The organism is Parasalinivibrio latis (assembly GCF_036825535.1).
Taxonomy (GTDB): domain Bacteria; phylum Pseudomonadota; class Gammaproteobacteria; order Enterobacterales; family Vibrionaceae; genus Parasalinivibrio; species Parasalinivibrio latis.
Map to the genome: position 1 here is coordinate 1,069,736 of NZ_CP098812.1, position 20,669 is coordinate 1,090,404.

Consider the following 20,669-nt stretch of genomic DNA (forward strand, 5'->3'; position numbering starts at 1 on the left):
TGCCGGGACAAGAAAAAAGCCAGCGAGGTGCTGGCTTTCGTTGGTCAGTATGCGGCTTTGAGCCCGTAACCTTCCAGAATGTTTTTTACGCGTTCCATGGTTTCTTTTGACGGTGGTTCAACCCCTGGCAACGGGTAATCGTAGCCCATGGCTTCCCACTTGTGTTCACCCAGTTTGTGGTAAGGGAGCATCTCAATTTTCTCGACGTTATCCATATCTTTCAGGAATTCACCGAGTTTATGTGCAGATGCATCGTCGTCAGTGTAGCCGGGCACTACGACATAGCGAATCCAGGTTGTCTTGCCAATCTTGTTGAGGTAGCGGGCAAAATCCAGCGTGCGCTTGTTGGACACACCAACCAGGTCCTGGTGGATTTCGTCATCCATCTGCTTGATATCCAACATAACAAGATCGGTGACTTCCAGTGCTTCGTCGATAACATCCGTAAACTTGCGAATGTGGCCATTGGTATCAAGGCAGGTATGGATACCTTCGGCCTTGGCTGCACGGAACAGGTCTCGCACAAACTCTGGCTGAAGCATGGCTTCACCGCCAGACGCTGTTACACCGCCACCGGAAGCGTTGATGAAGTGGCGGTAGGAGCGCAACTCCTTCATGATTTCTTCTACCGTCGCATCCCTTCCGTCGTGAAGATCCCAGGTATCCCGGTTGTGACAGTACTTACAACGGAACAGGCATCCCTGGAGAAAAACGATGAATCGAATACCAGGACCATCCACGGTACCGCAGGATTCGAAAGAGTGAATACGGCCTATTGCTGACATGACGTTTATTTCTCCGCTTGTGCGTTTGGTCGTTATTTTATTACAAAACGTAGGGATAAAGTAGCATACCGAGCCCGATTCAACCCGGCAGCTGACAACGGGTTCAAATGTGTGCCTGAATCCATACTGTGGGCAAATGTCTGCAAGTATTCTTGGGGATTCCCACTATCAATTGCTATTCAGCCCTTCAGCTACTCTGGCACATGGGTTGCGGACAACCCAATGCCGGTGCCAGGCTGCAAGTTCGGATGCTGGCATCGGGCGGCCAACAAAGTAACCCTGTGCCATGTCACACCCTTCACTTCGAAGGGACCACCAATGGGATTCTGATTCAACGCCTTCTGCTACAGCTTTCAACGAAAGACGGTTGGTCAGCAAAAGGCAGGCCTCGATAATGGTTGCTGAGGCTTTGCTGTTATGGGATGACTGGACAAAATCCTTGTCAATTTTCAGGGACTCAAACGGCAGGCTTTCCAACTGTTTCAGTGAAGAATAGCCGGTGCCAAAGTCATCGATTGAGAGCTTACAGCCGTGCATGCTCAGCCGGGATGCCGCTTCCAGGGCTTGCCCTGGTTTGTGTGCCTGGTTGGATTCGGTGATTTCGAAATAGATCTGTTCATTGAAATCCGGGGTCTGTTCGATGATCTGAATAACCTCGTCGACAAAACCCTCACAGACCAGGTTCATTGGGGTGATATTGATAGCGGTGCGCCTGCCCGCCAGTTTGTCGCGGTTTGCCAACGTAATCCGGATGCTGTTGATTGTCTGGGGGGCTTCTAAACCGGCTTCTTCCAATTGGGGCAGGAATGCCCCCGGTGGTATCACTCCGTGCTCGGGGTGTTCCAGCCTGAGCAGCGCCTCGCTGGCAACCCATTCTCCGTCTTTCAATGAGACAATGGGTTGATACCAAGGCTTAATCCAGCCTGCATTGTAAGCAGCTTCCACTTCAACCGTGGTCAGCATGGTGACAGGCCGTTGCTCGGACAGCATGTGCTTGCGCGCCAGTTCAACTGTCTCTGAGAGCTCTTCTATGGCTGCCGGCTTTGGCAGGCAGCCCAGTATGTTCAACCGGTAGCTCTGGCACATGCGTTCTACGGTGTTGATAACCTCCAGGCTGGCTGCGCTGGTGATGACCACACTGCCTTTAAAAGCCTTTTCAGCAATGCAGCCAAGGAACTGAATGCCATCCATTTCCGGCATGTTGAGGTCACACAGTATCAAGTCCGGCTGGAACGTCTTCATTGCATCCAGGGCCTCAAGGCCGGTGGCGGCATCGCAAATCGAGTCTTCGGCTGTAATAACCCGGTTCAATTGGGTGTGCAGAATATTACGCTGGAATGGATGGTCTTCAATTAACAGTATTCTCATCACAGGTTTTCCACTTCTGCTTTTAACTGAACGACAGATGCGCCCAGGCGCATCAGGTTTTCTGGGATTTTATGCCCCTGCTTCTGGCGGGCAGAGTCTTCGATAACCAGACAAACATCGGCAATGGCATGGCAATCCATCATTCTCGCCGCGCCCTTGATACGGTGACTTAGTTGGGCTAGCTGGTCGTAGTCTTGCCTGTCAACACTGCACAGCTGGGCGTAATCGTCCTGGCAAGTCACTGCGAACTGCCGGGCCATTTCCCGTCCCATTTCTTCATCCCCGAACAGGGCTGACAACTGGTTCATATCCAGTAGATGTGCTTGAACGTTGGTTGTTATGTTCGCATCATCTGCCTTTTGTTCATCCGGGATAGATACATGGAGAAAATCACCCAGATCCCATTCGTCATCCTTTTGTTGTGGGCCGTTGCTGCCCGGCAGCCACGTATTGAGGGCTGCCTCCAGATCCGGTATTGAGATTGGTTTTACCAAAAAGGCATTAAAACCATAAGTCTGGCAAGGTTCTCCCTGACTACCAGCTGCGTTGGCAGTGAGCGCAAGGATTGGCAGGGGTGGTGCACCGGACAGCCGCTCAGCATCGCGGATTTTTTTCGTCAGGGTGTAGCCATCCATCTCGGGCATATGGCAGTCGGTGATAAGAAGCGGATAGGCAAAGGACGAAATGGCCTTCAGTGCCTCTATGCCATTTTCAACAATATCTGCAACGTAACCGAGTTTTTGCAACTGGCGTCGGATGATTTCCTGGTTGATAGGATGGTCTTCAGCCACCAGGAGCAACTTACCCTGGGCTACGGCTTCATCCCTGCTGAGTAATACCTGCTCTGCGTCGGCAGTTTCTTTCGTGGTATCCACTGACTGGAAGTCGTTCTCAATCGCCAGCCTCAGGTGTTCAGGGAGCAGAGGGTTGAGAGAAACCTGCCACCCAAGCTCACAAGGTTCCGGCGACAGCATACTGCGCTCGCAGAAGGTAACCCACAAGGCCCCCGGAAGACGGGTCTTTAACTGTGCTTGCATGACTTGCTGGGTTTCAAGCCAGGTATCAGTGATAAAGATGTGTGAGGCACGCATGTCCAGCGCTTCCTGGACAACGCCCTGCCAAGGGTTGGATGGGACAAACCGGACGGTTTCAAAAAATGCTTCCAAATACTGGGCGAGGGCAATGTCGGCACTGAGTTGATCTCCGACACACAGGCAAACCGGCCTCTTTTTGAGTGCCAAAGCGGGCTCAACGACCGGAAATGCCAGTATAAAACTGAAACAGGTGCCCACATTAGGCTCACTGGAGACCTGTATTTCACCACCCATCAGGTGTACCAACTCCCGGCAGATAGACAAACCCAGGCCGGTACCACTGAACCGGCGGTTGGCATGCCCTTCCGCCTGCTCAAATGGCTGGAAAAGGCGCTTACAGTCATCGTGGGAAATACCGATGCCTGTGTCAGAGACAGAAAACCGGAGTGACTGTTTTTCACTGTCTGATGACAGGCAATCTACCAGCAGGGTAATTTGTCCTGTCTGGGTAAATTTAATGGCGTTGTTCAGAAGGTTATTCAGGGTCTGTTTAAGGCGCAGATCGTCAGCCCAAACCTTATGGGCAACGGCCGGATCCAGCCAAAGTTTGAATCCTATCCCTTTCTGGTCGGCATGGATAACGTGTGGCCGGACAACTTCATAGATGGTTTCTGAAAGGTTGGTATCCCCCGGAATCAGGGACAGTTTGCCTGCCTCAATCTTAGAGAAATCCAGTACATCATTGACGATATTTAGCAGGTTGTGCGCTGACTGGGTGAGGTTGACATGGAGGCTTCTTGCATCCTGGTCCTTCACTTTTGGGGCCATGAGTTCCAATAGCCCCAATATGCCACTGATAGGTGTGCGGATTTCGTGGCTCATCATCGCCAGGAAGCGGGATTTTGCCTCAGTGGCTTCTTCTGCCTGAGCTCGGGCTTTTTCTAACTCCAGTTGCTGAGCCTTTACCTTGGAAATATCGGTTATCAGGGTATTCCATTTCCAACCGTGATCGATGGGCTGGATCTGGCTCCGGATCAGCACCCAGGCATCAATTCGTCCCGGAACAGACTCAATCTGCACTTCCTGGTGCCAGTAGCCGGTAAGGATTGCTTCGGATACCGAGTGAATAAGTTCCTTGCCATCATGACGTGCCCGAGCCATCTCGAACAGGCATTCCGGGTTGGCAAAAAGTGTTTTGGGCGAGACACCCAACAGGGACTCTATTTTTTCGCTGACATACATCAGGGTGATGTCTGTTGGGTCTGCACTGTGCTGAATGTGCTGAACCAGTGCCCCGTCTATATTGTTGGTAAGGTAAGTAAGCTGCTGTTCAAACGTTTTGCGTTGTTCCACTTCGCGGGAAAGCTTGCGGTTCCAGTAAAAAATAATACCCACAATCAACGAAATAACGGCACAGATAATGGCTCCCCAGAACAGGATCTCCTTGTAAGGAATTCCCTGGGAAAGGGTGACAGTGTTCCAGCGGTGCTCCAATTCTGAGTAGCGTGTCGGCGGGATGGCATTCAGTGCTTTGTTGAGCAGGTCCCGCAGCATGTCATTATCTTTCTGCACAGCAAGGCCTACCGGCTGGTACATGTGGTCCAGTGTACTGGGGATAACAGTAAGCTTGCCAAGGTAGCGGCTTTTCAGCAGTTCCGATGCACTGGACAGGGAAATGACGCCCGCATCGACTTTGCCGTCTGTCAGGGCGTCAAGCAGCTCCGAGCTGTCTTCGTATGCAAATATTGGATTGTGCGGGTAGACCTCATTGGCAAGTACCTGCCCATAACGGTTGGTTACCACTCCAATCCGGGTTTTATTTGAAAGGCTGCCCATTGGGCGCTGAGTTGAACCAATCAGTACCCATTGTTCTTCTGTGTAGGGCTGGCTGCATGCAAGGATTTTTTGGCGGTCGGGAGTACAGGTAACCGCAGCAACCAGATCTACCTCTTCAGTGTTGAGTCCAGTAAGGATAGTAGACAGGGCCGCCATTTCGACCGGGCGGATTTTGATATTGAGAGACTGGCCGATTTCTTCAAGTAAGTCTGCTGCCAGGCCCCGGAAGTTGCCATCTTTGTCCGTGAACTGGAAAGGGTAGTCACCGGGGTGGTATGCCACTCTCAGCTCGGCGGTATCCGCCAACCACTGCTTTTCTGACGGGTCAAGGTTCAGGGTATTGTGGCTGCCAAGCATCAGTTGCTGCCGCTCGGTCAGCCATTGGCTGTACAGGCCGTCGAGCTGGGACTTGGTCAGGGATTCAAAAGCGGTATTGAGCTTGTCGATCAGTGTGCTCTGACCTATCTGGGAGACGATAAACAGCCTGTCGTATGGCAGTGCCGTGAGTACGGTGAAATCGAGATTCTCGGCATCACTGTCATTCATTTTAAGGGTGCTGAGGGTCAGGGCATTACTGACGTAGAGATCGACGGTCTGGTCTTTGATTGCCTGCAATGCCTGGGTTGACGTGGGAAAGGAAATCAGCCTCGGAGTATAGGGGAGCAGGCCATCAAGTTGCTGTTCCAGCGCAACACCTTGCTCGACAGCAAAAATCGCAGAACTGGAATTCTCCAGGTCATAGTTTTCGTCCGAACGTGTAACCATCCCTTGGGGGGCGGACAGTATCGGATGGCTGAAAAGCATGTATTTCTGGCGGTCAATGGTGGATGACACACCAATCAGGGCATCAACTTTGTTTTGCCGGAAGGCGTCGAACATTGCGTCGAACGTCGGGTAGATAACCGGTTCAACCCGGTATCCAGCATGGTTTGCGATTAGCTCCATCATGGAAGGGAGTAAACCGACTACTTTCCCGCTGGCTGAAAGCTGGGAGAACGGGCTCCAGTTAAATGCCGGGTATCCGACACGGATAACATTTGAGCTGTCTTCAGCTTCTGCGGGTTCTAAGGATGCGGTGGCGGAAACTGATATAAAAGACATCAGAATGCACAAAAGGAAAAAGCCTTTTCTCATGCGATGGCGTCTCCAGTTGGGTGAAGGCCCAGGGGCTGTTTTAGCAAATCGTATTTCTGGACAAGGGCTTGGTACCAGTCAGGTAAGGTGTGTCGAGCCTCGAATGTCCACCTTGCCTCGGTGATCAGCGTGCTGTGGTGTTCTGGTGTGAGGATTTTCTGGCAGGCAAGGGCAACGATACACCGGGCGAGGGTGATATCAAAACGGTTGTCTGGCCAGATTGAAATGATTTTACGTGCTGCCATTCGGAACTGCTTGTCCCGGTAAAATGCCATTGCTTCATCGTATTTTTCGTTGGTTCTCAGGCGGGCAACTTCCTGTTTTACCCAGCACTGCTTGATGGTTTTCAGCGTGGCGTTCTGTTCTTCAGTTGCGAGTTTACTCAGGGCAGACATCGCTGAACGCATACCCTGGAACATACCTAGGTGGCAGCATGTCTGGTAGGACACAAAGTGAAATTCAAAGCTTTGCTGGGTAATGTCTTTGGCTTCTTCGCTCTTTGTCGCGATCAAAAAACGGTAGGCAGCCAGCTGGTTACCCTGTATGGCTGAGTTGTGTGCCCGGACAATATTGAAAAAAGGCCGCTCCTGAGGGGAGATGGCTTTTTGCTGGGACAGTCGCAGCCAGATCTCGGTTGGCTGCTCTTTGACCAGTTGGCCTTCCAGCATCACTGCTGCCAACAAACAGTAGTAGTCGGGCAGGTTCCACACAGATTTGTGCAAAGTTGCTGCTGCTTCGAGAACATATTTGTCAGCTTCGTTGGAAAGGTACAGTGTCTGCCCCAGCCATATAAGGCAGAAGAGCCGGGTCAGGTTGTATGGGCAACTCTGGTGGGCTTGCTGAAGCGTAACAAAAGCACTGGAAGCTTTGCCTTCTTGGATTGCCTTTCGGGCATTCAGGTCCATCACGCTGATGGATTTATTGTTCTGTGCCCACAAGGCATCAATAACTATTTCTGCTTCCGGCAGCCGTTTCTCTCCCATAAGAAGGTCAGCAAGCAAGGTTTTGGCCGGGAGGTAATCGTGCTTTTGAATAAAACTTTGCAGCATGGATATGGCCGCAGGGCGTTCGCCTTTCCGCACCATGTACTTTGCCAACATGGTGGCCGACTTTTTAAATGCGTCAGGGGTCTTTGCTAGCTTCAGGGTTTCCCTTACTGCCGGAATTCCCCCGTTGCGATATGAGGTAATGACGGACGCATCGAGGTCGTGCTGGTGGAATGCAGCCATCAGGCGTTGCTGCATCATATCCGGGCGGAGAGGTTTTACCAGGTAGTCAGTCGGTTCGAATTCTGCAAACCCCATGACCACCGAAAGTGACTCTTCGGCTGTGATAACAAAAAGCAGAGGATTGTGGCTGAGCATGTTATCCCGGCGAAGCCGCTCAAGCAGCTGCAGGCCGGTGCTGCCTAATCCCAGGTTGAAATCAACCAGCAGGATATCGAATCTGCGTGTTTGGCACATGCGAACGGCATCTGCAGCAGAGGATGCCGAGACGATAAGGTTAGGTTTGAATCCGCATCTTTGCAGGACGAGGCGGGTAGCACTTTGAATTATAGGGCTGTCATCAATAATCAGTACGGACTTGCTCTGATACATCCACGAGGTACTTCAAATCAGTCATTACATGCTTCCTGCCTCGAAATTTTTCACGTCCGGTATGAAAAGATTGGCAGTTCTATGTGGGGAGTATATGACAATTGTCTTACAAACAAAACGGAGCAAAATGAAGTAATTCGGCGAATAGCTTGTTAATCACAATGAAAAGTTATGGTCTTTAACCAAATATCTATTCATTTCGTAAATATATACAGACATAAAAAAACACCCGGCAAAACCGGGTGTTTTTGAAGCCGCAAGGGCTATCTCTGGCCTAAGCCACCATTACATAGTAGTGGTGAAGGTACGAGAGATAACGTCTTGTTGCTGTTCTTTAGTCAGCGAGTTGAAACGTACTGCGTAACCAGATACACGGATAGTCAGCTGAGGATATTTCTCAGGGTTTTCCATTGCATCCAGCAGCATTTCACGGTTCATAACGTTAACGTTCAGGTGCTGACCGCCTTCGATGCCTTCTTCGTGGTGGAAGTAACCATCCATCAGGCCAGCCAGGTTAGCACGCTGAGAGTCTTCGCTCTTACCCAGTGCGTTAGGTACGATAGAGAAGGTGTAAGAGATACCATCTTTCGCGTGTGCGAATGGCAGCTTACCTACTGAGGTCAGAGACGCTACTGCACCTTTCTCATCACGGCCGTGCATTGGGTTTGCACCTGGTGCAAATGGAGCACCTGCTTTACGGCCGTCTGGAGTAGTACCAGTCTTCTTACCATACACAACGTTAGAAGTGATGGTCAGGATTGACTGAGTTGGGATTGCGTTGCGGTAAGTGCGCAGTGAACGGATCTTGTTCATGAAACGCTCAACCAGGTCACAAGCGATGTCATCTACGCGAGCATCGTTGTTACCGAACTTCGGATAATCGCCTTCGATTTCGAAGTCAACAGCAATACCGTCTTCGTCGCGTACTGGCTTAACAGTTGCGAACTTGATAGCAGACAGTGAGTCAGCTGCAACAGACAGACCAGCGATACCACAAGCCATGGTGCGCTTAACGTCACGGTCATGCAGAGCCATCAGTGCAGCTTCGTAGCTGTACTTGTCGTGCATGTAGTGGATGGAATTCAGTGCGGTGACGTACTGAGTAGCCAGCCAATCCATGAAGTGGTCCATTTGATCCATTACTTTGTCGTAATCCAGCACTTCATCCATCATAGGCGCGTGCTTAGGACCAACCTGCATCTTCAGTTTTTCGTCGATACCGCCGTTGATTACATACAGCAGGGTTTTAGCCAGGTTTGCACGGGCACCGAAGAACTGCATTTGCTTACCAACAACCATTGGAGATACGCAACAAGCGATCGCGTAGTCGTCAGATTCGAAGTCAGGACGCATCAGGTCATCGTTCTCATACTGGATAGATGAGGTGTCGATAGAAACCTTGGCACAGAACTTCTTGAAGCCTTCTGGCAGCTTCTCAGACCACAGTACAGTGATGTTTGGCTCTGGGCTTGGGCCCATAGTGTACAGGGTGTTCAGGAAGCGGAAGTTAGTACGGGTAACCAGAGTACGACCGTCCAGACCCATACCACCCATAGATTCTGTTGCCCAGATTGGGTCGCCAGAGAACAGCTCATCGTACTCAGGAGTACGCAGGAAGCGAACCATACGCAGCTTCATTACGAAGTGGTCGATCATTTCCTGAGCTTCTTCTTCAGTCATCTTGCCAGCAGCAATATCACGCTCGATGAAGATATCCAGGAAAGTAGAAGTACGGCCCAGAGACATAGCAGCGCCGTTCTGAGACTTAACTGCAGCCAGGTAGCCGAAGTAAGTCCACTGGATAGCTTCTTGTGCGTTTTCAGCAGGACGAGAGATATCGCAACCGTACTTGGCGGCCATTTCTTTCATCTGGCCCAGAGCACGGTGTTGTTCAGCGATTTCTTCACGCAGCTGCATAGTCATCTCAAGGTTTTCACCTTTTTCGAAAGCAGCTTGCAGAGAAGTGAACTGAGCGTACTTGTCCTTCATCAGGAAGTCGATACCGTACAGAGCAACACGACGGTAGTCACCGATGATACGGCCACGGCCGTAGGCATCTGGCAGACCAGTCAGGATGCCTGACTTACGGCACTTCAGGATGTCTGGAGTGTAGATATCGAATACGCCAGCGTTGTGAGTCTTGCGGTATTCAGAGAAGATCTTCTTGACCATTGGGTCCAGCTCGCGATCATACGCTTTGCAAGAACCTTCGATCATGCGGATACCACCGTTAGGGATGATAGCGCGCTTCAGAGGAGCGTCAGTTTGCAGACCAACGATCTTCTCCAGAGATTGCTCGATGTAACCAGCGTCGTGAGCAGTAATGGTAGAAATCAGAGAAGTATCAAAATCAACAGGCGCGTGAGTCGCGTTTTCCTGCTTGATACCTTCCATTACTTTGTCCCAAAGCTTGTTAGTAGCTTCAGTACCTTCGCTTACCAGGAAAGACTCGTCACCTTCATATGGGGTGTAGTTCTTCTGGATGAAGTCACGTACGTTAACTTCGTTCTGCCATTCACCGGCTGCGAAGCCTTCCCACGCTTTAGCAAATTGCTCTGCCATGATGTACCTACCTGTTTACATTCAGTAGAAAAGTAAGAGATTTCGACGTGTCGATTATGTTCAGCTAATACCCAGAGGCTTAGCTGTGACTGTGGTCGCCACGAAGATGAATCAGCCAGTAAGTCATGCCCACCAGCAGGCCACCACCAATGATGTTGCCAATGGTTACTGGAATTAAGTTATTCAGGATGAAGTGACTAACAGTCAGATCGGCGAAATCAGCCGAAGTATATCCTGTTGCTGCCCAGAATTCAGGGCTTGCGAAAGTTTTAATTACGATGCCCATTGGAATCATGAACATGTTTGCGATGCTGTGCTCAAAGCCTGATGCAACAAACATAGCAACAGGGAGAGACATCGCGAGAATTTTGTCTGAGACACTGCGGCAAGAATAGGTCATCCAAACAGCCAGACAGACCATCAGGTTACACAGGGTACCGAGTACAACGGCCTGGATGAAAGTATGATGAAGTTTGTGTTGCGCAATCTTCATGGCGTTGATGCCCCAGTCACCGTGACCGGCCATGTGCTGGCCAGCAAGCCAGATCATGGCAACGAAGAAGAATGCACCAACCATGTTACCGAAGTACACGGTTACCCAGTTGCGTCCAAGTTGGAACCAGGTAATGCGGTTACTTGCTTTCGCGACAGTGGTTAAAACTGTGGATGTAAAGAGTTCACCACCGCAAACAACAACCAGGACCAAACCGAGGCTGAATGCCAGACCACCGGCAAACTTAACCAGACCCCAAGGCGCATCACCTGCACCGGCAGTTACGGTTGTATAGAAAACGAAAGCAATAGAAATGAATACGCCAGCAGTAATGGCAAGGATGAACGATTGGAAAGGCGCTTTAGTTGCCTTGTAAACCCCGACTTCTTCGGCTTTTTCTGCCATCGCGGGCGGCATAAGTGCGTCAAAAGGATTGGATTGAGTCTTCACGATAATGCCCGTAGGTCTCCAAATTTTTGCTGAAAGGATAGTAGCAGAGTTAACTCGCGACAAAATTGATCGAGATCATTGCTGTGAAAATTTATAACAAATATCCCGTTCATAATTTTTCACAATCAAATTAAGTGTATGAAATATAAAAATATAAAAAAATTGCGAACACTCAAAAAAAATTGAATTGTAATAAAATTACGTATTTTTAACGAATCATAAGACAATATTCTGGGGTGAAATGTTGCATATGGGAAGATTTTTTTGCAACCCATGAATACCTTTGTGGAAAGGTATTCATGGTTAGTACAACTTACTTATTAATTTTAGCGAAATGTCTCGCTAAATTGACCATTCAGCCTCAACGCCTGTCTCAGGCTTGTTTGGCCTTTTGGAGTTTTTCGTAAGATGCCAGCAGTTTTTGGTGGGCACCGAATGCTTCCAGTGAGTCATCGGCAGCGGCAAGGCCGTGGAAGCGCTTGCTGCCGTCAATACTTGCCCAGGCAGCGTCTACGGTTTCCTGACCGAACATCCGGTCAAATACTGCACGGTATTGTCCATTGTCGCGAGTTTCATCCATGTACAGCTCCAGGCTTGCCTTTAGGCTTCGGAAGAATCGCTGGCGATCGGTGCTGTAGACCGACGCATTGAAATCAAGGCACCAACCTGCGTAATCCAGGGCTGATTCATGATCACCGGCGGCAAGGGACAACAGGCATTTCAGCTCACCGATTCGCAGGGTTGACCAGGCAGTACCTTTATCCGGGGCAACGCCAATCAGCTCGGCTACCGGGTTGAAATCATCAAAACCTTCTTCCTCAAGCTCGCTGATAAGGGCTGCGTATTCTTCACTGCTCCAGTCTGACTCTGGCAGTGAAAGAATGGTGTCACGCCACTGGGCACCCATGTTGTTGTTAGCCAGCAGCAGTTCTTCAGGTGGGTAAATTTCTGACCAGCCCGGTACGATGATACGGCAGCAGGTTACGCCAAGGTGATCATAATCGGTAATGTAGACGTCTGTGTCTTCTTCACGGAATTTGTCCATCAGGTAGTGGAATTCTTCTTCTGAGGTACCTTCGAAGTTCCATTCCGTAAATGGGAAATCTGGCGTGGATTTGAACAAATCCCAGGAAACCACACCGGAAGAGTCAATAAAGTGGGTTTCAAGGTTGTGGTTGTCGGCAACATCTTCGTTATCGAAAGACGGCTCAGCGAAAACATCGAGTTGCTTGAGGCTTCGACCCTGCAGCAGCTCAGTTACCGTGCGTTCGAACGCGACTTCAAAGCGAGGGTGTCCACCGAAAGATGCAAAGCAGGTACCGTTTTCAGGGTTTAGTAGAACCACGCATACAACCGGGTAGCGTCCACCCAATGAAGCATCGTAGCAGTAAATTGGGAAGCCTTCTTTTTCCATGGTATCGATGGCTTCTTTGATGTGCGGGTAGCGTGCAACAACTTCCGCAGGCATTTCCGGCAGGCTGATTCCTTCTGCGATAATACGGTTTTTAATCGCGCGCTCAAACACTTCTGACAGTGCCTGGGTACGTGCTTCCGTCTTGGTGTTACCGGCTGACATGCCGTTTGATACATACAGGTTGCCAACGATATTCATAGGAATGAATACCGTTTTACCGTCAGACTGGCGTTCAAACGGCAGTGCGACAATTCCGCGCTCATTGTTGCCGGATTGCAGATCAACCAGGTCTGAGGCCAGCAGTTCGTTTTCCGGATCGTAGAAAGCGGTCAGACGGTCATCAAGAATACCTTCAGGCAGAAGATCATCCTCCGGTATATCAAACCACTTTTCATCCGGGTAGTGGACAAACGCACTGTTAGAGATGTTGCTGCCCAGATAGTAATCAGCGTAGAAGTAGTTACATGAAAGGCGCTCGAAGTACTCACCTAAAGCGGAAGCGAGTGCGGCTTTTTTTGTCGCTCCTTTGCCGTTGGTGAAGTTCATCGGTGCATCCTGGTCCCGGATATGCACTGACCACACATATGGGACAGGATTAAGCCAGGAAACCTCTTCTATATTAAAACCATGGGATTTCAGGGTTGCCTGAAAACGGGAGATGCTGTCTTCAAGTGCGGCATCTTTACCAGGAATAAAAGTCTTCATTGGTTTACTCATTGGTTGTTTAGCCGGGAAGTATATATCAATGCCGTTATCACTGTGATCTGGCAATGCTAAAACGCATGAGTTATGTGGTAGAGTCTTCGGCAATCACTATGTAAGGAATTGATATCTGTGAGAATAAGGGTGCTGTTGAATATTACCGTTGCGTTGTGGCTGGTAAGCACCAGTGCGCTTGCCAATCTGCAGCGTGATATGGGTAGTGTTGAGTTTCTTATTGAATCGCGGAATTACAGCCTGGCGTTAGAAAAGAACCTGATGCTAAAGGCAAAAAAGACGGAAGATGAAGCCAAAATCTATTACCAGAGAGGGCGCATTTACCTTGCGCTTGATCGGGATGGGGATGCATACACCTCTTTGACTTATGCCTTTTTACTCAATGCACTTCACCCTGCACAGCAACGGAACCTTGCCCGCATCCTTGCGCCTTATGCGCTGGAGCACCAGAACGAAAACCTGATACTGAAACTTGCCGACAGCGGGTTTGTTTCTTTCCGGAATGATGATGAAAGGGCGGTTTATATCAATACCCTTTTCCGAAAAAACCGCTGTGATGAAGCGTTGGAAGAAGCCTATGTGGTTACCGAAACCCGGTCCGGTGCCTGGCCTGGAATCTGGCAGGTTCGGTTGGAGTGTGAAAGAAAGCTCAGCCGATGGCATGAACTCCAGGCAACCATTGCCGAAATGAATGCCTTGTTCGGCCCATCCCGTTCAAGGGTTCACTTATCAGTACTGACCTACGACAAATTGGGAAAGCCCGGTGCCGCTGCATCAGCGTTGCACGAGGGCATCCAAACCGGACTGCTGACCAAAGACGGTGACTATTTCAACCTGGCTTACTACCTGTCACAGGCCGACTTATCAAGCCGCGCCGTTAAAGTGCTTTCGGATGCAGTAGCGAGCGGACAGATCAATGACACCCAGGCAGCTTATAAACGGATCCTGAAATACCAGCTGGCCACACAGGATCTGAAAGCTGCCCATACTACGCTGGATACACTCAACGAAACCGGGACTGATACTGAGCTGGCATGGATTCGGGCCCAACTGGCCGCGAAGGAAGACAACTGGCGGGAAACGAAGACTTATGCGGCACTGGCGGTTTCAGGATTTGCCCGTAACATGCCTCCGGCCTGGGAACTGTACGGGTATGCAGCCTTTAAACTGAAAGATTACAAAGCGGCGCGTTATGCCTTTACCCGCCTGGCTGAACTGGAACCAGGGGGCACCGCCGGGGACTGGCTGAATACTCTTGATATTATTGATAAAAAATGACTTGAAATTGTTATAAAGTTTCTCTCGGTGAAGGTTGTCACAGTTATATTTTTCCACTTGTTCCACGATGGGATTTGTTAGTGTCCTGTTGTTGTCCCTGCGTTTTAAGCGTGTTGGTGACAGGGAGTCCGGTTTACCCGGTTGTCGTAATAATTGGTGGGAAAAATGATGATAACTGACCAACTGAACGTTGAGCGATACAAAGAACCCTACCTGGAAGCGGTGTCCCGACTGATAGAAATACCTAGTGTGACTTCGTCTCCCTTGCTGCAAAAACCCTTCGGTGAAGCAATTGATCAGTGCCTGAACAAAGCTCTTGGGATTTGCGAGACCCTCGGATTCAAAGTATTTAAAGACCCAGAAGGTTACTACGGCTACGCAGAAATCGGTGGCTCTGACCCTGATGGTGAACTTCTGGGAATTTTGGGCCACCTTGATATCGTACCTCCCGGGGAGCTGGGCGCTTGGACAACACCCCCATTTGTTCCCTCTCTCAGAAATGGTCGTTTATATGGCCGCGGGGCCCAGGACGATAAAGGCCCAACGCTGGCGGTTGTGTTTGCAATTAAAGCCCTGGTCGATGCCGGTTATGTATTCAGGCATCGCGTTCGCGTTATCTTCGGTACTGATGAGGAAAACCTCTGGCGATGTATGGAACGCTACAGTGCAAAAGAATCCATTCCCTCCGCCGGTTTTGCCCCGGATTCGGGGTTCCCCCTTACTTATGCTGAAAAGACACTGATACAGGGCTGGCTGGCAGGACCGGGCAGCGAAGAGCTGTCAGTTGATATTGGTGGCACACTGAATGCGGTTCCTGGACTTGCTTGTTACCGTGGTGGTTACCGTGAAAGGCTGATTGATGCTCTGAACGAGTTGGGGTTCGACTTTGCCTGTGAAGAGGATGAGATCCAGGTCTATGGTAAAGCCGCGCATGCTGCTTCATCTGATACCAAAGGCGTCAACGCTATCACCCGGCTGTGCATTGCCCTGAAGAAAGTTGGCGTTGATCATCCGGCTGTGGAATTTATCGCAGAGCAAGTTGGGGAAGATGCCAATGCCCAGCAACTTTTTGGCCCACTTCATGATGAAAGCGGCCGGCTGACCTGTAATATCGGTGCGTTGATTATTAATGAAGAAGAAAGCAAGGTTGGAATTGATCTTCGGGTGCCGGTTTCTGTCGATAAAGAACAGATTGACGGGGATTTGAAGGAAGTGTGCGGTGAGTATGGGCTGACATATTCAGAATATTCCTGCAAACCTTCGCTTTTTGTTCCTGTCGTTTCTGATCTGGTGGGATGTCTGATGGGAGCTTACCAGTCAATTACCGGAGACAAGGATGCTGCGCCGATAGCGTCCGGCGGAGCAACTTATGCCCGTGCATTTCCTAACTGTGTAGCATTTGGTGCAATTCTTCCAGGCCGGGAGAAGGTCGAGCATATGTCAGATGAATTCCTGATTATTGAAGATATGATGCTCGCCATCCAAATTTATGCAGAGGCACTGGTGAGAATGGACGGCATCGATAAGTTCTAGCGTTGTGACAAATGCAGTGATCGTGTGTTTAAAAAGGGCCGGTTCGGCCCTTTTTTTATCCTACCGTTTCGCTAAAACCGGGCATTTCTGATGTTAAGTCGGGCTCAACAGGCCTCAACGCCAGCACCTGCAAGAGACGTTCCTGCCATTGTGGCCAAACCAGGGGGACATCCGGTGCCCCGTTTTTTGTCCGGAACCAACCGGTGAAACGCTTGGTACTGTACTGGACAGATTCGACCGCATTGAAAAGCGGGACAGTTATAAGCTGCGTGGCTGTTTCTTTCTGGAGTGCGTGGATAATCTGCCGCTGTTTATCCAACGTGTCAGCCAGTAAGTAGTCCTGCAGTAAGTTATCGATATACGGACTTTTATAAAAGTGGTGTGCATACCGCGGATGCTCTGGCCCCTGGTTTCGGCTGTAAAATGCTGCAGTGAAATAGCGGTAGGGCGTTATACCATCGGGGTAGTTAGTAATTGCTAACGTATAGTCACCTGCACTCAACCGCTTGAGGTAAGTGTTGAAGGGTACCTTTTCGGTAGTGACCTGAATTCCCGCAGTTTGCAGTGATTCTGCAACCAGTTCTGCTGCCGTATTGAAGTCAGTCCAGCCTTCCGGTGTCATTATGGACAGAGCGAGTTTGGATCCGTCAGGCAAATCTCTCCATCCGTCCCCGTTACGGTCTGAAGTTTTTGCTTTATCCAGGCTTTCTCTTGCCGCAATAGGATGGTGGCGAATATAAAACACAAACTGCTCCGCAATATTGCGGTCAATCCAGTCGACGTACTTCTGGCTCATTCCTGACGCAAAGTGGGCTGCTTCTGCCTGACCATAGGCGGCGATATTGATAAGTAAGTCACGTCTAATCGCCATAGACAGGCCACGCCGAAAATCGATGTTCTGCATAACTTTTCGCAACACAGGGTTTGCGTGCCCGAAGTTCATCATCAGGCTTACTGTGCTTGATGGGGCGTGATAGTAATGAAAGTCCTGAGAATAAGAAGCGTAGTTTCGTTCGATATCAGGGACAAATGCGCTGGTCCAGTCATAACGTCCTTGGGCGAGGGCACTGATGAGCGCATCGTTGCTCGCTTCACGGCGGTACGAAATACAGTCTATGTGTAGTGCTTTTTGTTGCCAGTAGAATGGGTTGCGGCATTGCACCACGTCATCTTGCGAGAAAGATGTTATTTGGGTAAATGGACCGGTTCCAACCGGATCAGAGTTGGTGAAAGTCGCCGGGTCTTTTACGAATTTCCACTGGTGTTCCGGCACGACCGGCATGGAAACCAATTGGTAAATAAACTGTGCGTTGGGCTTTTTCAGGAAGACCTTAATTTTATTGCCGGGCAGTACCTGTGTACGTTCCACCCATTCTGAAATACCGTTGTAGTCCAACTCAGGGTGTTTACGCATCATTTCGATGGTAAATGCCACGTCCCGGCCACTGAAAGCGTAACCGTCTGACCATTTCACTCCATCTCTCAGTGAGATTGTCAGCACTTTCAACGCTTTGTTCATAGCGTATGAGGTGGCTAGCCGATATGCAGGTGGCACGGTTTTGCCCTCCCTGAAAATGATCAGCGGCTCAAAAACAAACTCATGGGCGGTGCCAATAACATTGGGAAGAAATGGATTGTAGTTCCGCTCAAATCCGGAAGACAGTTCTGGAAGTATTGTCAACGTTACCGGTTTGGCTGAAACACCCCAAGAAACCAGTACCAGCATGCAGCAAATATAACGAAATAAAAACAACATAATTCAACGTGTTACTTGCTTTTATGGACGTAATCCTTCGTACGTTAATACAATGGCGCATAGGATTCAACGATGGTAAGCAGAGTTATATCTGAAAAAAACAAACTAATGAAATATTATTCAAATTAATTGACTAAATTTTGCAAAACTTCATAGTTAACAAAATGTTGCCTGACAGGGTTTGTGGTGTTATTTTCCTATAAGTCGTCATAAAACAGATTATCGTTTTGCGGCACGGCGTTATGAATTGCCCCCTGAACACTGAAATTCCAAATTAAGTCGATGGCCGCAGGTAAAGGAGATACAGCGCATGCCAGATGTAGTCGCGCTTCAGGTAAAGGATTTACACAAAAAATTCGGCTCAAATGAAGTACTGAAAGGCATTTCGCTTGATGCCCATACCGGTGACGTTATTTCCATCATTGGCTCCTCCGGTTCGGGGAAAAGTACGTTCCTGCGTTGCATTAACCTTCTCGAAACCCCATCCAGCGGAGAAATCCGTGTCCATGGTGAACTGATCGAGATGAAGACCAACAAAGCCGGTGAATCAGTACCGGCAAATGCTAAGCAGGTACAGCGTATCCGCTCGCGCCTGGCGATGGTATTTCAGGGCTTCAATCTGTGGTCACATATGACGGTGATGGAGAATGTGATCGAAGCCCCCATTCATGTGCTTGGTATTCCAAAAGCTGAAGCGATTGAAAATGCAGAGGCACTTCTGCACCGCGTTGGCCTTTATGAGCGACGTGATTACTACCCGGGGCATTTGTCAGGAGGCCAGCAGCAGCGTGCCGCAATCGCACGTGGTCTGGCTGTTGATCCTGAAGTCCTTCTGTTTGACGAACCTACGTCTGCTTTGGATCCAGAGCTTGTCGGCGAAGTTCTCAACGTAATGCGCAGCCTTGCTGAAGAAGGACGGACCATGCTGGTCGTCACCCATGAAATGGCATTTGCCAGAGACGTTTCCAATCATGTCATGTTCCTCCATCAAGGAAGGGTGGAAGAGCAGGGACATCCGTCAAAGTTGTTTGAAAGTCCCGAATCAGAGCGACTTCAACAATTTATCTCTTCTATTTACTAAGATTAATAAGTCAGAAAACAAGCGGTGGCGTTTTGCCATAAAACCGCAGATACACAACAGGAGACAGGAAGATGAAAAAATGGTTAGTTGCCGCAGCGGTAGCCGCTGCAGTAGGTGCGACTGCTGTGCAGGCCAAGGAATGGACCGATGTGCGTATCGCGGTTGACGTTCCTTATGAACCTTTTGAGTATAAAGCGCCAGACGGCACCCTGACGGGCTTTGAAGTCGATCTTGGTAATGCTGTTTGTGAGAATGCCAAGCTGAAGTGTACATGGGTTGTGCAGGCGTGGGACGGAATTATTCCGGGCCTTCAAGCACGCAAGTATGATGTAATCTTCTCTTCTATGTCCATCACCCCTGAGCGCGCCAAACAGGTTGCTTTCTCCGAACCATACTACAACACCCCAAGTGGCTACTTCGCGCCTAAAGGCACCGGTATTAACCCGGATGACGCTGCATCTATGAAGGGCAAGCGTATTGGTGTTCAACGCGGCACCATCCAGGACGGACACGTGACCGATACCTTTGGCAAGACGGCTGAAATCAAACGTTACACCACAGGTGATGACCTGGTTCTGGATCTTCAGGGCGGACGCCTGGACGTAGTGCTGATCGACTTCCCTGTCGGTGAGTCTTCTATCCTTGGTGCTTCTGACGGTGACAAGTACGAAGCAGTTGGTGAAACCTTCCAGCTGGGTGGCGGTGTGGGTGCTGCGTTCCGCAAGCGTGACAAGGATCTGCTGGCTATCTTCAACAAGTCCCTGTCTGAGGTGAAAGCCAACGGTACTTATGAAACCATCATGGATAAGTACTTCAGCTACAACATCAAAATGTAAGCAGCCTCTGTGGCAAACCGGCATAACTGCCGGTTTATATCAACCGGGCAGGCTTTCGGGCCTGTTCGGCGTTTCGTGCAGAGGAGGAAAGGATGTTAGATCTGCATGGTTATGGCCCCTCGATTTTTAAGGGGGCGATTCTCACCGTTGAGCTGGCGGTATTCTCCGTTTTAATCGCTGTATTTCTTGGATTGGTGACGGCCCTTGCCCGTCTATCGAAGAACTCGGTTGCCCGCAGTATTGCTACAGTCTATTCGACGGTTGTCCGTGGGGTGCCAGACCTCGTTCTGATGCTGCTGATTTTTTTTGGCGCCCAAATCATGCTCAACAACTTCTCTGACTGGCTTTATGAGAAATTTGAAATCGACGTGTTTTTCAATGTCGATGAATTTACTGCCGGTATTTCAACCATCGGCTTTATCTTCGGGGCCTACATGGCTGAAACATTCCGCGGTGCCTTCCTTGCGGTCGACCGGGGACAGATAGAAGCGGGTACAGCTTACGGTATGAGCCCATGGCTTATTTTTCGCCGTATCCTGTTCCCGCAGATGATGCGACACGCTCTTCCGGGTATTGGTAATAACTGGCTGGTTCTGGTTAAAACTACGGCCCTTGTGTCGGTGATAGGTCTTGCGGATATGACACGCTTGGCCAAGGAAGCAGCCGGTGCAGTGAATGAACCGTTTAAGTTTTTCATCCCGGTTGCCATTGTTTATCTCGCGATTACCTCCCTTTCCGAGTTGGTATTGAAGCGGCTTGAGCGCAAGTTCAGTGCCGGTGTGGTTCGGGGATAA

General features: G+C 49.8%; 13 protein-coding genes. 5 read left to right on the forward strand and 8 right to left on the reverse strand.

The window, feature by feature from the left end; all coding sequences use genetic code 11:
- Positions 1 to 44 precede the first annotated feature (44 nt).
- The 7 genes from pflA to ycaO all read right to left on the reverse strand — a co-directional run bounded on the left by pflA (position 45) and on the right by ycaO (position 13,379).
- On the reverse strand, positions 45 to 785 hold the full coding sequence (gene pflA, locus NF212_RS05245; RefSeq protein ID WP_434359461.1) for a pyruvate formate lyase 1-activating protein: 741 nt from the start codon (positions 783 to 785) through the stop codon (positions 45 to 47).
- Between the two features lie 168 nt (positions 786 to 953).
- Positions 954 to 2,153 carry an EAL domain-containing response regulator gene (locus NF212_RS05250; protein WP_434359463.1) on the reverse strand — a complete coding sequence of 400 codons (1,200 nt, stop codon included), beginning with the start codon at positions 2,151 to 2,153 and terminating at the stop codon, positions 954 to 956.
- On the reverse strand, positions 2,153 to 6,157 hold the full coding sequence (locus NF212_RS05255) for a transporter substrate-binding domain-containing protein (protein ID WP_434359465.1): 4,005 nt from the start codon (positions 6,155 to 6,157) through the stop codon (positions 2,153 to 2,155). Before NF212_RS05255 ends, NF212_RS05250 begins: the two co-directional genes overlap by 1 nt.
- Complete coding sequence (locus tag NF212_RS05260) at positions 6,154 to 7,755, reverse strand: response regulator (RefSeq protein ID WP_434359467.1); 1,602 nt, start codon at positions 7,753 to 7,755, stop codon at positions 6,154 to 6,156. Before NF212_RS05260 ends, NF212_RS05255 begins: the two co-directional genes overlap by 4 nt.
- A gap of 285 nt (positions 7,756 to 8,040) precedes the next feature.
- Positions 8,041 to 10,317, reverse strand: a complete 2,277-nt coding sequence (pflB, locus tag NF212_RS05265) for a formate C-acetyltransferase (RefSeq protein ID WP_434359469.1) — start codon at positions 10,315 to 10,317, stop codon at positions 8,041 to 8,043.
- A 79-nt stretch (positions 10,318 to 10,396) separates the two neighbouring features.
- A complete protein-coding gene (gene focA, locus NF212_RS05270; RefSeq protein WP_434359471.1) occupies positions 10,397 to 11,260 on the reverse strand; it encodes a formate transporter FocA in 864 nt (287 codons plus the stop codon).
- A 373-nt stretch (positions 11,261 to 11,633) separates the two neighbouring features.
- Positions 11,634 to 13,379 (reverse strand): 30S ribosomal protein S12 methylthiotransferase accessory factor YcaO, encoded by a 1,746-nt coding sequence (gene ycaO / locus NF212_RS05275; RefSeq protein WP_434359473.1) that lies wholly within the window; start codon positions 13,377 to 13,379, stop codon positions 11,634 to 11,636.
- A gap of 129 nt (positions 13,380 to 13,508) precedes the next feature.
- On the opposite strand from ycaO, the gene NF212_RS05280 reads away from it, so the two are divergent.
- Both NF212_RS05280 and NF212_RS05285 read left to right on the forward strand, forming a co-directional pair.
- Complete coding sequence (locus NF212_RS05280; protein ID WP_434359475.1) at positions 13,509 to 14,669, forward strand: hypothetical protein; 1,161 nt, start codon at positions 13,509 to 13,511, stop codon at positions 14,667 to 14,669.
- A 165-nt stretch (positions 14,670 to 14,834) separates the two neighbouring features.
- On the forward strand, positions 14,835 to 16,202 hold the full coding sequence (locus NF212_RS05285) for a Sapep family Mn(2+)-dependent dipeptidase (protein ID WP_434359477.1): 1,368 nt from the start codon (positions 14,835 to 14,837) through the stop codon (positions 16,200 to 16,202).
- A 55-nt stretch (positions 16,203 to 16,257) separates the two neighbouring features.
- Here the strand turns inward: NF212_RS05285 and NF212_RS05290 are convergent, their stop codons facing one another.
- The gene (locus NF212_RS05290) at positions 16,258 to 17,958 is read right to left on the reverse strand and encodes an ABC transporter substrate-binding protein (protein ID WP_434359479.1); all 1,701 of its coding nucleotides are present in this window, start codon (positions 17,956 to 17,958) and stop codon (positions 16,258 to 16,260) included.
- Between the two features lie 310 nt (positions 17,959 to 18,268).
- Here NF212_RS05290 and NF212_RS05295 point away from each other — a divergent pair, with 310 nt between their 5' ends.
- From NF212_RS05295 to NF212_RS05305, 3 genes are all read left to right on the forward strand, one after another.
- Positions 18,269 to 19,039, forward strand: a complete 771-nt coding sequence (locus tag NF212_RS05295; protein ID WP_434359481.1) for an ABC transporter ATP-binding protein — start codon at positions 18,269 to 18,271, stop codon at positions 19,037 to 19,039.
- A 71-nt stretch (positions 19,040 to 19,110) separates the two neighbouring features.
- Entirely contained in the window at positions 19,111 to 19,875 is a 765-nt protein-coding gene (locus NF212_RS05300; protein ID WP_434359483.1) for a transporter substrate-binding domain-containing protein, read from the forward strand.
- A 92-nt stretch (positions 19,876 to 19,967) separates the two neighbouring features.
- Positions 19,968 to 20,669 (forward strand): ABC transporter permease, encoded by a 702-nt coding sequence (locus NF212_RS05305; RefSeq protein ID WP_434359485.1) that lies wholly within the window; start codon positions 19,968 to 19,970, stop codon positions 20,667 to 20,669.